This window comes from Trinickia diaoshuihuensis (genome assembly GCF_003390925.1).
In the GTDB taxonomy this organism is placed as follows: domain Bacteria; phylum Pseudomonadota; class Gammaproteobacteria; order Burkholderiales; family Burkholderiaceae; genus Trinickia; species Trinickia diaoshuihuensis.
The window spans coordinates 18860-31583 of sequence record NZ_QUBS01000084.1; the positions used below are offsets into that span (position 1 = coordinate 18860).

At 64.2% G+C, this 12724-nt stretch carries 13 protein-coding genes; 7 read left to right on the forward strand and 6 right to left on the reverse strand.

Features of this window, described 5'->3' with window-relative positions; all coding sequences use genetic code 11:
• Positions 1 to 15 precede the first annotated feature (15 nt).
• The 3 genes from DXT59_RS22085 to rpoH form a co-directional block, all read right to left on the reverse strand.
• Positions 16 to 1605 (reverse strand): cytochrome ubiquinol oxidase subunit I, encoded by a 1590-nt coding sequence (locus tag DXT59_RS22085; RefSeq protein WP_116139139.1) that lies wholly within the window; start codon positions 1603 to 1605, stop codon positions 16 to 18.
• Entirely contained in the window at positions 1595 to 1867 is a 273-nt protein-coding gene (gene cydP, locus DXT59_RS22090) for a cytochrome oxidase putative small subunit CydP (RefSeq protein ID WP_116139141.1), read from the reverse strand. The genes DXT59_RS22085 and cydP overlap by 11 nt, the downstream gene beginning before the upstream one ends.
• 314 nt (positions 1868 to 2181) lie before the next feature.
• Entirely contained in the window at positions 2182 to 3114 is a 933-nt protein-coding gene (gene rpoH / locus DXT59_RS22095) for an RNA polymerase sigma factor RpoH (protein WP_116139143.1), read from the reverse strand.
• A gap of 331 nt (positions 3115 to 3445) precedes the next feature.
• Here rpoH and DXT59_RS22100 point away from each other — a divergent pair, with 331 nt between their 5' ends.
• Both DXT59_RS22100 and DXT59_RS22105 read left to right on the forward strand, forming a co-directional pair.
• Complete coding sequence (locus tag DXT59_RS22100; protein ID WP_116139145.1) at positions 3446 to 4042, forward strand: acyloxyacyl hydrolase; 597 nt, start codon at positions 3446 to 3448, stop codon at positions 4040 to 4042.
• A 38-nt stretch (positions 4043 to 4080) separates the two neighbouring features.
• On the forward strand, positions 4081 to 4464 hold the full coding sequence (locus DXT59_RS22105) for a nuclear transport factor 2 family protein (protein WP_116139147.1): 384 nt from the start codon (positions 4081 to 4083) through the stop codon (positions 4462 to 4464).
• A gap of 66 nt (positions 4465 to 4530) precedes the next feature.
• Here the strand turns inward: DXT59_RS22105 and leuA are convergent, their stop codons facing one another.
• Positions 4531 to 6207, reverse strand: a complete 1677-nt coding sequence (gene leuA / locus DXT59_RS22110) for a 2-isopropylmalate synthase (RefSeq protein WP_116139149.1) — start codon at positions 6205 to 6207, stop codon at positions 4531 to 4533.
• Positions 6208 to 6562: 355 nt separating this feature from the next.
• On the reverse strand, positions 6563 to 7513 hold the full coding sequence (gene ybiB, locus DXT59_RS22120; RefSeq protein WP_116139151.1) for a DNA-binding protein YbiB: 951 nt from the start codon (positions 7511 to 7513) through the stop codon (positions 6563 to 6565).
• 181 nt (positions 7514 to 7694) lie between these two features.
• On the opposite strand from ybiB, the gene DXT59_RS22125 reads away from it, so the two are divergent.
• Both DXT59_RS22125 and maiA read left to right on the forward strand, forming a co-directional pair.
• Positions 7695 to 8411, forward strand: a complete 717-nt coding sequence (locus DXT59_RS22125) for a fumarylacetoacetate hydrolase family protein (protein WP_116139153.1) — start codon at positions 7695 to 7697, stop codon at positions 8409 to 8411.
• Between the two features lie 28 nt (positions 8412 to 8439).
• Positions 8440 to 9084: a maleylacetoacetate isomerase gene (gene maiA, locus DXT59_RS22130; protein ID WP_116139155.1), complete on the forward strand. Its 645-nt coding sequence runs from the start codon at positions 8440 to 8442 to the stop codon at positions 9082 to 9084.
• Positions 9085 to 9144: 60 nt separating this feature from the next.
• On the opposite strand, the gene ftsY is transcribed toward maiA, so the two are convergent.
• Positions 9145 to 10395 (reverse strand): signal recognition particle-docking protein FtsY, encoded by a 1251-nt coding sequence (gene ftsY / locus DXT59_RS22135; RefSeq protein WP_116139556.1) that lies wholly within the window; start codon positions 10393 to 10395, stop codon positions 9145 to 9147.
• Positions 10396 to 10664: 269 nt separating this feature from the next.
• Here ftsY and rsmD point away from each other — a divergent pair, with 269 nt between their 5' ends.
• From rsmD to DXT59_RS22150, 3 genes are all read left to right on the forward strand, one after another.
• Positions 10665 to 11285 carry a 16S rRNA (guanine(966)-N(2))-methyltransferase RsmD gene (gene rsmD / locus DXT59_RS22140; RefSeq protein ID WP_116139558.1) on the forward strand — a complete coding sequence of 207 codons (621 nt, stop codon included), beginning with the start codon at positions 10665 to 10667 and terminating at the stop codon, positions 11283 to 11285.
• Positions 11286 to 11389: 104 nt separating this feature from the next.
• Positions 11390 to 11884 carry a pantetheine-phosphate adenylyltransferase gene (coaD, locus tag DXT59_RS22145; protein ID WP_116139157.1) on the forward strand — a complete coding sequence of 165 codons (495 nt, stop codon included), beginning with the start codon at positions 11390 to 11392 and terminating at the stop codon, positions 11882 to 11884.
• A 111-nt stretch (positions 11885 to 11995) separates the two neighbouring features.
• On the forward strand, positions 11996 to 12265 hold the full coding sequence (locus DXT59_RS22150; RefSeq protein WP_116139159.1) for a YfhL family 4Fe-4S dicluster ferredoxin: 270 nt from the start codon (positions 11996 to 11998) through the stop codon (positions 12263 to 12265).
• Positions 12266 to 12724 lie beyond the last annotated feature (459 nt).

A 12724-nucleotide genomic window follows, 5' to 3' on the forward strand; every position in this document is an offset into this window, starting at 1 on the left:
TTCCGAAGCGCGTGTTCATGCGGGCGTATCGCTCGCCACCTTCGACGCGGGAAGCGGCTCCGGCGGATAACGCCCCGTATGCAACGAGGCGGGGCCGAGGCGCGCGTACTTGAACATCAGCGTGATCTCGATGACGAACAGCGCCGTATAAAAGAGCGCGAAACCGGCGAGGCTCAAATAGACGTCGGTGGGCGTCAAGCTGGACACCGAGAGATTCGTGGGCAAGATGCCCGCGATCGTCCAGGGCTGGCGGCCCACTTCCGCGACGACCCAGCCGAACTCGGCTGCGATCCAAGGCAACGGAATGGCCCAGACGGCCCACCGCAGAAACCAGCGGCGGCGTTCGTCGAGCACGCCCTTGCGGGCGCAGAGCCAGAACGCGTAGGCGAACGTCGCGAGGAACAAGATGCCGAGGCCGACCATCAACCGGAACGAAAAGAATATCGGCGCGACGGGCGGGATCGTGCTTTGTGCGGCGTCGTGGATCTGAGCGGGTGTTGCATCGACAACACGCGGCGTCATCGGTTTGAGCAGTAAGCCGTAGCCGAGGTCGGCCTTGTGCGCGTCGAAGGCCGAGCGGGCGGCGGCCGATGAATCGCCCTGCCGCAGTTGCTGCAAGGCGGCGTAGGCGATCATGCCGTTTTTGACGCGCGCCTCGGCCGATGCGGCGAGGTCCTTCAGGCCGAGCACCGGCTCGTCGATCGAGCGCGTGGCGATGAGCCCGAGCGCATACGGCACGCGCAGCGCGTAATCGGTGCGCTGCGCCGCTTGGTTGGGAATGCCGAATACCGTGAATGCGGCGGGCGGCGTGGCCGTTCCCCACTCCGCTTCGATCGCGGCAAGCTTGACCTTTTGGACTTCGCCGGTGTTGTAGCCCGATTCGTCACCGAGCACGATCACGCATAGCGTCGAGGCGAGGCCGAAGCCGGCCGCGATCGTGAACGAGCGCAGGGCGAATTCCACGTCGCGGCGCTTGATCAGATACCACGACGAGATGCCGAGCACGAACATCGCCGCGGTCACGTATCCGGCCGACACGGTATGGACGAACTTGACCTGGGCGATCGGGTTGAAGATGACGGCGGTAAGGCTCGTCAGTTCCATGCGCATCGTTTCGTAGTTGAACGCGGCGCCCACCGGATTGTTCATCCAGCCGTTGGCGACGAGAATCCAGAGCGCGGACAGATTCGAGCCCAGCGCCACGAGAAACGTCACTGCCAAGTGCTGCACCTTCGAAAGCCGATTCCAGCCGAAGAAGAACAGCCCGACGAACGTCGATTCCAAGAAGAACGCCATGAGCCCTTCGACGGCCAGCGGCACGCCGAAGATATCGCCCACGTAGTGCGAGTAATAGGCCCAATTGGTGCCGAATTGAAATTCGAGCGTAATGCCCGTCGTGACGCCCATGGCGAAATTGATGCCGAAGAGCTTGCCCCAAAACTGGGTCATGTCTTTATAGACGGGCTTATCGGTCATGACATAGACGGCTTCCATGATGACCAGCAGCCATGAGAGTCCCAACGTCAGCGGGACGAATAAGAAGTGATAAAGGGCGGTGACTCCGAATTGGAGGCGGGATAGATCGACGACTTCACTACTGAGCATGGCCGACTCCTTGTGGCACGCGAGAGGCGGTAGAGGAAAGCAATGCGCGGGCGACTTCGGCGGGAGGCATCGACATGTCGGCCGCGCGAGGGTGATTGAAGAACGCGAATTTGAGGGCAGCCAAGAGCAGGATCTTGAGCGCGAGCACGAGTGCGATGTCGCGCGCGAACGTCGGACTGCGTCTAAAGCGCGCGAGCGATGCCGCGAACGGCACGCTCGATGCACGGGCTTGGGCGTCGCCTACTTCCGGCGTGGGTTGCATGGTCTCGTATCCCCGTATTCGCGGAACTCGGGGTGCGGCGCCGCGCTCGTCGATGAGCGGAAGGGGCACCCGGTTCTATGCGTACGGAATGATCGTAGAGCCGGGCTTGGGAGCGGGTGTTGACCTGCGACAAGGGTGCGGCGCTAAAACGCAGGCCGATGCGGTACGGGATTTCCGCGCTAACGACCGGGTCCGGGGCGGGTCCGGGCCGGGTCCGTTTTGGGGCGAGGGCAAAAAAAATCCCGCCGCGCTTCGATGCGGCGGGATCGGTTCGGAGCCGTGGCGCAGGCGGGGTGCCGCCTTCGCGAGAGGCGTTAGGCGTATTCGGCGAGCGCGGTGCGCATCTTCTTCATGGCGCTCGCTTCGATCTGACGAATGCGTTCGGCGGAGACGCCGAATTCGTCGGCCAATTCGTGCAGCGTCGAGCCGCCCGAACCGTCGTCCGCGACATTGAGCCACCGTGCTTCGATGATGCGCCGGCTGCGCGCATCGAGCGAATCGAGCGCCTGCGCGATGCCGTCCGTTTGCAGGCGGTCGTTTTGCCGCGCGGACAGTACGGCCGTCGGCTCGCTATGCGAATCGGCCAGGTAGGCGATCGGCGCGAACGATTCCTCGCCGTCCTCGACCTGCCCTTCGAGCGCGATGTCGCCGCCCGACAGGCGCGTCTCCATCTCCGAGACTTCCTCGCGCTTGACGTTCAACTCCTTCGCCAAGCCATCGATTTCGTCGGGCGTGAACGCTTGCAGCCCTTGCTTGTGGCTGCGCAGATTGAAGAACAGCTTGCGTTGCGCCTTCGTGGTGGCGACCTTCACCATGCGCCAGTTGCGCAAGATGTACTCGTGGATCTCCGCCTTGATCCAGTGGATCGCGTACGACACTAGGCGCACGTTTTGCTCCGGATCGAAACGCTTCACGGCCTTCATGAGACCGATGTTGCCTTCCTGGATCAAATCGGCGTGCGGCAGGCCGTAGCCCAGATAGTTGCGGGCGATCGAGACCACCAGGCGCAGATGCGAGAGCACCAGCCGGCGCGCCGATTCCAGGTTGCTGTGCTGACGGTAATCGGTGGCGAGCTCGCGTTCTTCCTCGGCGCTCAGCATCGGAATGCGGTTGACGGCCTGGATATAGGCGTCGATGTTCCCGAGCTGCCCGGGCAGCATCGACGGCGCGAGCATCAAAGCACCTGCCGAAGCGGCCTTAGCGGAGGCCGGGCGCACAAGATTCGGAAGGGTCATAGCGTTGCTCACGTAAACTCCTTGTGAAACAGATAACTGCTCAGTCACGAAGACTAACTCCACGGAGGATATTAGCACTCCCTTTCGCAGAGTGCTAAGCATTCGAGTCCGCTCGCGCGGCGAAGTTCCCTGGTGCCTATCGAAATTTCGTTTCGATAGAGATTATTTTACGCCGTTTGTCGTTTCGCTGCAGTTCTCCGGTCGCGGCCGGCGATCATTGCGTACGGCGAACAGTATGTTGCGTGAAATGGCATCGTCGCGAGCGCTTACTAGCAAGTAACATCATTCGCCCCCCGGTACCCGGGGGACGATCGACATGTCTCCCGTTCGTTGGAGTATCGAGATGAACAAGAAAAACGAATTGATTCGCATCAAAGGCTGGGCTCGGGTGGGTGCGGCGTGTGCGGCGTTGTTCGTCGGCGCGGCAGCCCATGCTCAGGCATCGGTTACGCCGTCGTCGCAGCAGCAGTTCGGCGTTCAGGTCGGCGTCGGCGCCTCGTTGCAGCATCGGGTGAGGGAAGCCGATCTCGGCTTCGTCTGGGACCCGGGGCTGAACTGGTGGGACACCGGCGGGTGGCACTTCGGTTTGACCGGCGAGGCGCACGTGAGCTACTGGCATACGAACACCGGCGCCTTCCACAACGACGTCTATGCGCTCGGCGTTCAGCCGATGGTGCGGTTCATCAAGGATCAAGGGGCGATTCGCCCGTATATCGAGGCGGGTGTCGGCCTGCGTCTGCTCTCGCATCCGACGATCACCGACCAATATTCACTGTCGACGGCTTTTCAGTTCACCGAAATCGTCGGCGTCGGCGCACAGTTTGGCGGGCATCAGCAGTACCAGGCGGGTTGCCGGTTCCAGCACATCTCTAACGCCAGTATCAAAGACCCGAATCCTGGTATAAATTTCACCCAGCTATACCTGCAGTACAACTTCTGACGCCGGCGCATCCGCGCCGGGTACAAGGGGGCGGTGCGATGGGTGCGAAGGTGATCGAGGCGATTCGGGCGCTCGAGCGCGATCGGTTTCGCGCGATGGTGGACGGCGACGTCCCCCTGCTCAGTCAGTTGCTGTCCGATAGCGTGAGCTTCGTGCATACCAACGGCAAGCGGGAGACGAAGCAGCAGTTCATCGACGCCATCGCCAATGGGCACCGCCGCTACCGGCAAATCGAGTTGCAATCGCAAGACGTGCTGCCGGTGGGGAGCGATACCTGTGTCGTCACCGGGCGGGCCTTGTTGGAGATGGAAGCGAATAACGGCGCGTTGCTGTTCCCAATCGCCTATACGGCCATTCAGGCGCAAGAGGGCGGGCACTGGCGGCTCGTGGCCTGGCAAGCGACGCGCTGCGCACTCGAGTAGAGCCGCGCCGCGCGCCGCCCGTGTTCGCTCGCTCGTGGCGGGCGACTCCGGGTACCCTGCCGGCGCTCAAGCCGCGGCGGGTTCGTCCGCGCGTGCTCGATCCCACTGGAGCCGGTTCAGGGCGCAAACGAGCGCATCCGCCGCCGCCGTCGCCGGATTCACGTTCACGCCGGCGCCGTAACGGGCGGCTTGCGTGCTCCGTCCCGCCACGCCTTCGAGCGCGCAGGCAACGAAAGCCGCCGTGCGGCCGTCGCTCGTCTGAACCGTTTCGAAATCGCAGATCCGCACGCGTTCGCCCACCGCGCCCGAGAGGGCGTCCGCGCAAGCGCTTACCCAGGCATGTCCGCTCTCGTAGTCGGCCGCCGTGTCCAGGCGCATGACCTCGCGATGCCGCCAGCGCAGCGATGCGTCCATGCGCTCGGCCGGCCCGCTGACGTCGAAGTATTCCCGCGAAAACAGGGCGCATACCGCATCGCCGCTCACTTCGGCGCCCGAATCGTCGGCGATTCGTTGCACGGCGTGGCTGAACTCTATTTGCACGCGTCGCGGCGGCGCGAAGCCGAGCCCGCGCTCGAGCAAGAACGTGGCGCCGCCTTTGCCCGATTGGCTGTTGACGCGGATCACCGCTTCATAGCCGCGCCCGACGTCGGCCGGATCGATCGGAAGATACGGCACTTCCCAAGCCCCGTCGCCGCGCTGCTGTGCGAGGCCTTTGCGAATCGCGTCTTGATGGGAGCCGGAGAACGCGGTGAATACGAGGTCGCCCGCATACGGGTGACGCGGATGGACGGCGATCGCGTTGCAGCGCTCGACCACGCGGCGCACCGCGTCGATGTCGGAGAAGTCGAGTCCCGGATCGATACCCTGCGTATACATATTGAGGGCCAGCGTGACGAGATCGACGTTGCCGGTGCGCTCTCCGTTGCCGAACAGGCATCCTTCGATCCGGTCCGCGCCGGCGAGCAGCGCGAGTTCCGCCGCCGCGACCGCGGTGCCACGGTCGTTGTGCGGGTGCACCGAGAGCACGATGCTGTCGCGATAAGCGAGGTTCCGATCCATCCATTCGATCTGATCGGCGAACACGTTCGGCGTCGCCGCTTCGACCGTGGCCGGCAAGTTCACGATCATCTTGTGCTCGGGCGTGGGGCGCCATACCGCGCTGACCGCATCGCATACCTCGCGCGCGAACGCGAGTTCCGTCATGCTGAACGTTTCCGGGGAGTACTCGTAGATCCAGTGCGTGCCGGGCCGCCGCTGCGCTTGTTCCTTGATAAGGCGTGCGCCGTCGACCGCCAGCGCCTTGACGTCGTCCTTCGATGCATTGAATACGATGCGCCGGAACGATGGAGCGATCGCGTTGTATTGGTGGACGATCGCGCGCGGCGCGCCGTCGAGCGCCTCGAAGGTGCGGGCGATCAGATCCGCGCGCGATTGCACGAGCACCTCGATCGTCACGTCTTCGGGAATACGCTTTTCGTCGATGAGCTTGCGCACGAAATCGAAGTCCGTCTGCGAGGCCGAGGGAAAGCCCACTTCGATTTCCTTGAAACCGATCGCGACCAGCATCTCGAAGAACTCGAGCTTGCGCTCGATGCTCATCGGCTCGATCAGGGCCTGATTGCCGTCGCGCAGATCGGTGCTCATCCATATGGGAGCGCGCTCGATGGTGCGGTTGGGCCACTTGCGGCCGGCCAATTGCACGGGCGGGAAGGGGCGGTACTTTGCGGCAGGGTTGCGAAGCATGACGGACCTCGGTTCGTCGGGTCGTCTGCGAAACGCGGCGGATCGAGCGGCTGGCCGATTCGCGCCTGGACGCGATGCTGCCACGTCGGCTGTTTCGCGATCCGTCCGAGCGGTACTCGGCCGAATGCTGACGACTACGGGTTGTAGAAGGAACTGCGGCTAGGGGGTGAAACGAAAACGGCTCGGGGTACTGCGGGAGGACCGCGCGGACGACGCGCGGCGCTACGACCGGCTTACGCTAGTCGTAGCGATAGGGGCCGCGCTAGGCGGCCGGAGGTAATTCGGAGGGGGTTCAGGTTCGAACACATAAGGCGCACTCTATGACAGCGCGCGAGGCGCTGTCAACAGGGCAGTTTTACCGGCCTCTCACTATCCGGACGATTTCTTGAACTTGCCGGGCGAGCGTGGGGGGGACCGGCACGGCGCCGCTCAGCACCTCTCGGATCCAGTGCGCGGTCGTTTCCGCGTCGCGTGCGGCCGGCAGTTCGGGCCCGGCGGCGTCGGGCGAGGATCGCTCGGGCGCGACGAGCGTTTCGGCGATGCCGTCGTGAAGCCAATCGATTTGTACTTGGCGGCGCGTGTCGGCCACGGCTTCGCCCTCGGTTCCGCGGGCAAGCAGGACGCCGCCGGCGGCGGCGTCAAGGTGACCGAGAAAAAGTTCGGCGAGGCTGTCGCGGTAGGGCGGATGCGTGTAATTGACGAGCCGCAAGCCCGCCGGCGCGAACGGCTGCAAGATCTTGATGAGCGTATGCGTGGAGTTGCGCACGCCCATCACGCGCCGCAGCGAGAGCAAACGCGCGAGCTTGGGCGCCAACACTTCGACCGGTGCGAACGCGACGCGCTGGCCGGTCAGCGCCTGCTCGATGCCGGCGTGCGAGGTCGAGGCGGCGATACCGAGACACGCGAATATCTCCGCGCTCGTCACGCGGCCCGGATCCTCGGTCACGCCATGCACGAGCGAGGGCACGCCCTCGCGAGCGAGCAGCAACGCGAGCAACGGAACCAGGTTCGCTTGCTTGCGCGCGCCGTTGTAGCTTGGGATCGAGACGGCCCCCGGCACGCGCAACGGCTCGAGCGAGGCTTGGGCCGCGGCCAGCATCGCGGCGAGCTCCTCGGCCGTTTCGCCCTTTAACCGGTACGCGAGCAAAACGGCGCCGAGTTCGATATCGGAGACGCGAGCGTCGAGCATCGCGCTGTAAAGCGCGTACGTGTCCTCACGCGAGAGCGCGCGGGCTCCGTGCGGGCCGCGCCCGATCTCCTTGATGAAACGGGCGCAGGCGAAGGGTTCGGCGGTGGATGCGGTCATGAGGTGCGAGAGCGAGCGGCGAGTCCGCTCGCGCAAAGGTGAAAGTCCAACGAGTATCGCATTCCTTCGAGATCTGGCAAGCGGGCCGCCGGGCGGACGCGAGGTCGCGCTACACTCGACCTTTTCGCGCGGGCCGCGCTCGAGCGGTTCGCGGCGCGCAATGAACCATGGAGAAAGAGCGATGGAGTACGTGTTTCCCCCGCCCCCGGTCGTCGCCGTGCCGATCGCCGACAGCGTCGGCGAGGCTAGCGCAAGCGAGCGCTTCGCCGTGCGCCGCATCTATTGCGTCGGTCGCAATTACGCGGCGCACGCGCGCGAGATGGGCCACGATCCCGACCGCGAACCGCCGTTCTTTTTCTCGAAGCCGGCCGATGCCGTCGTCTACGTCGCGCCCGGAACGACGGGCGAGTTTCCGTATCCTTCGCGCACGAACGACGTGCACCATGAAATCGAATTGGTCGTCGCGATCGGCCGGGCGGGCCGCGATATCGCCGTGGACGAGGCGCTGGACCACGTCTACGGTTACGCGGTCGGCCTCGACATGACGCGCCGCGACCTGCAAGCGGAGGCGAAGAAAATGGGCCGGCCCTGGGACGTGGCCAAGGGCTTCGACCATTCCGCGCCGCTCGGTCCCATTCATCCGGTATCGCGGGTCGGACATATCGAGCGCGGCGCGATTTGGCTCGAGGTGGGCGGGATCGAGCGGCAACGCTCGGATGTCTCGACGCTCATCTGGTCGACGGCCGAGACGATCGCCTACTTATCGACGCTATTCACGCTGCAGCCCGGCGACCTCATATTCACCGGTACACCGGAGGGCGTGGCCGCCGTCGCGCGAGGCGACGTGCTGATGGGCGGCGTCGAGGGGCTCGGCCAATTGAAGGTGCGCGTGGCCTGACGCCCGAGGCGGGAGGAGGAGACAATCGATGAAGCTTTATAGTTATTTCCGCAGTTCGGCCAGTTATCGCGTGCGTATCGCGCTGAATTTGAAGGGGCTGCCTTACGACTATGCGCCCGTTCATTTGTTGCGAAGCGGGGGGGAGCAGTTGACACCCGAATATCGGCGCATCGGCCCGGACGGTATCGTTCCCGCGCTCGTCGATGGCGACTTGGTGCTGCAACAATCGCTCGCCATCATCGAGTATCTGGACGAGACGCATCCGGATCCGCCGCTTTTGCCCGGCACGCCGGGCGAGAGGGCCTACGTGCGTGCGATCGCGCTGCAAATCGCCTGCGAAATCCACCCGCTGAACAATCTGCGCGTGCTCAAGTATTTGAAGCACAGCCTGAATGTGACCGACGAGGCCAAGGACGCCTGGTACCGGCACTGGATCATCAACGGCTTCGACGTATTGGAGCGCAGGCTGGCCGGCGACCCGCGCACGGGCAAGTTCGTCTTCGGCGATACGCCGACGATGGCCGATCTCGCGCTCGTGCCGCAGGTGTTCAACGCTCAGCGCTTTAACGTGGACATGTCGCCGTATCCGACGATCCGGCGCATCAACGACGAAGCGCTGCGGCACGACGCGTTCGTGCAAGCATCGCCCGAGCGGCAGCCGGACGCCGAGTAACGGCAGCAAACGAGGCGCGCGCGGCCGCGGGTGTCGCGCGCTCGCTTGCGGCCCGAGGGATTAGCCGAGCAGTGCGTCGGCGAATTCCTCGGCGTTGAACGGCTGCAAGTCTTCGACCTTTTCGCCGACGCCGATGAAGTAGACGGGCACGGGACGCTGACGCGCGATGGCCGCCAAAATGCCGCCCTTGGCGGTGCCGTCGAGCTTCGTGACGATGAGCCCTGTCAACGACAGCGCGTCGTCGAAGGCCTTGACCTGCGCGAGCGCGTTTTGGCCTGTGTTCGCGTCGATCACGAGCAACACCTCGTGCGGCGAGCCCTCTTGCGCTTTGCCGATCACGCGCTTGACCTTGCGCAGTTCCTCCATCAAATGCAATTGCGTCGGCAGCCGGCCTGCCGTATCGGCCATGACGACGTCGATCTTGCGCGCGCGCGCGGCGCTGACGGCGTCGAAGATGACGGCGGCCGGATCGCCGCTTTCCTGGGAAACGACCGTCACGTTGTTACGCTCGCCCCAGATCGCGAGCTGCTCGCGCGCGGCGGCGCGGAACGTATCGCCGGCCGCGAGCAGGACCGACTGATGGAACCGCTGCAAGTGCTTGGCGAGCTTGCCGATGCTCGTGGTTTTGCCGGCGCCGTTTACGCCCGCGATCATCATCACGAGAGGCTGCGCGCGTCCGAGCATCAGCGATTTCTCGAGCGGCTTGAGTAGATCGACGAGCAACGCGCGCAGCGCGGCTTTCACTTGCAGCGGATCGGTCAGGCGCTCGGCGCGGACCTTTTCGCGCAACGCGCCGAGTAAGAATTCGGTCGCCTCGACGCCCGCATCGGACATCAGCAGCGCGGTTTCCAGCTCTTCATACAGTTCGTCGTCGATCTTCGTGCGCACGAAGATGCCGGTCAGGCCGGCGCTCGTTTTCGACAGGCCGGAGCGCAGCCGCGCAAGCCACGATTGTTTTTGAGCCGGCTCGGGAGCCGGAGGGGGAACGATTTCCTCGGTTTCGACTTCCTGCCCTTGCTCGCTGTCCACGAACTGCTCGACGGCGGCCGATTGCGCCGCATCGGTGCTCGGGGTGTAGCTAGGCTGCGCCTGCGTGGACGGCGCCACCTGCGGGGCCGGAGCAACGACGGGAGCGCTCGGCGCGGCGGCAGGCGCGGCCGTGGAAGTGGGGACGGCGGGTATCGAAACCGGGGGCGGAACAATTTCGGCCGAGGGCGCGGGCGCGGGAGCCGGGGTTTCCGCGGCTTGGGTATCCTGCTGCGCGGTGTCGGGCGTCTTGCCGCCCTTGAATCGTTTGAAGAAGCTGAACATGATCTGCCGTGATGGGTGCCGGGGCGAGGCGCCCTCGGCGGCAATGAATGGCGCGTGACCGCGCATGCGCCGCGGTGGACCGGCAATGCGGCAATGCGCTCGATAAGCGCGACATTTTACCAGGCGTGCCGTTCATGGCGTGCGCAGCGACATGCGTAGCGGCGTGCGCAGCCGTTCTCGCGGGCGCCGGCGCGGCTGTGGTAACGTTGGCGGTCGTACCCGCGCCGATTTTGCGCGAACCTCATCGCTTTCCAACGCCAGCCGCTCGTATGTCCCGTTCCCCGTCCGCCTCCCGCGCCCCCGGCGCCGCGCCCGCGCGCGGCAAACCCCATACCGTCCGCATCATCGGCGGCGACTGGAAGCGCACGCCGCTGCAAGTGCTCGATCTCGAGGGGCTGCGCCCCACGCCCGACCGCGTCCGCGAAACGCTGTTCAATTGGCTAGGCCAGCGGCTCGACGGGATGCGCTGCCTCGATCTGTTCGCAGGCACGGGCGCACTCGGCTTCGAGGCCGCGTCGCGCGGGGCTGCGCGCGTGCTGATGGTCGAGCGCAACGCCAAGGCGGCTCGCCAGTTGCGGGACATGCGCGAGCGCTTGTCCGCCCAGGCCGTCGAAGTCGTGGAAGCCGACGCGTTGCGGCTCGCGCCGGGCCTGCCGCCTCGCTCGTTCGACGTCGTTTTTCTCGATCCGCCTTTCGGCGAGACGATTGCGCTTTCGCGCTCGCTGCAAGCGTGCGCGCCGCTGGTCGCCGAGGGCGGCTATCTATATGTGGAGTCGGGCGCGCCGCTAGAGGCGGCGGAATCGGAGGCGCTCGCCGGATGGCGGATCGCGCGACAGGGCAAGGCCGGCGCCGTACACTATCATTTGCTGCAGCGCGAAAATGATGAATAATGCGCGTTTCCAGCAGCACGAGAGACGCCGGTCACGGTAAGCCGCGTCAAGGCCGGCGGGCCGCACGCCCACGGCCCAAACAGGATGATGACAGGAGATGGTCGATGGTAGTCGCCGTGTACCCGGGTACGTTCGATCCGCTTACGCGCGGTCATGAAGACCTCGTTCGGCGTGCGTCGAGCATTTTCGATACGCTCGTCGTCGGCGTGGCCGACAGCCGCAACAAAAAACCGTTCTTCACGCTGCAGCAGCGGCTCGATATCGCCCAGGAAGTGCTGGGCCACTATCCGAACGTGCAGGTGATGAGCTTCAAGGGGCTGCTCAAGGATTTCGTGCGCGCCAATAACGCACGCGTGATCGTGCGCGGCCTGCGCGCCGTGTCCGATTTCGAGTATGAATTTCAGATGGCGGGAATGAACCGCTACCTGCTGCCCGACGTCGAGACGATGTTCATGACGCCGTCCGATCAGTACCAGTTCATCTCCGGGACGATCGTGCGCGAGATCGCGCAGCTCGGCGGGGACGTCAGCAAGTTCGTCTTCCCTTCGGTCGAAAAGTGGCTCAAGGAGAAGGTCGCCCAAATGGCGCAGGGTTCTTAGGGGATTGCCTCGAAGATGGAACTTCACGCACCCGGCGAACTCGAAGGGGTCTAAAATAGCGGCGCCGCAGCAAAAAACGGCTGCGGCGCTCTACCGTTTTTCGATGACAGCATGGCTTTACTGATTACCGACGAGTGCATCAATTGCGACGTATGCGAGCCCGAGTGCCCGAACGACGCGATCTCGATGGGACCTGAGATCTACGTGATCGACCCAGCGAAGTGCACGGAGTGCGTCGGCCATTTCGACGAACCGCAGTGCCGGCAGGTGTGCCCCGTCGAGTGCATTCCGAACGATCCGCAGCATGTCGAGTCGCCCGAAGGGCTCCTCGCGAAGTATCACGCGCTTCAAGCAAAGAAGGCCGCCGAAGGCAAGCATTGATTGGCGCATGCGTCAATAGGCTAGGCGGTATTTGCGGCCTCGACAAGAATTTGTGTCGTGACCGGCAATTAGTGGGAACTTTGCATTCGAGTTGGAATCTTCATACGTCGTTGGTCGGAGCCTGAATCGATATCAGCCGCCGCCAACGCATGGTCCGTATCGTGGCCAGCGTCGACTGAGTTGTAACTCTGACGCGCTCGGCCTCGCATATTACAAAACGTTCAATGTTCGCCTGTTTGCAACGCGAGCAATTCGAACAATTCCGAACGCATTGCAGCGTTAGCGCTCGGTTCAATTACGACTAGTAGTGTTCACGGGGTTGTTCGATGCCATTGCCGTCGCACGGCAGTGGCGCGCCCGTTCGTGCCGACAGCTTATAGGTCATCTCATGATATTCATATTCAAGCCCCCCGCGTGCCGTTCATTAGGACTACTAAATATTGCCGCCGCCGCGATCTA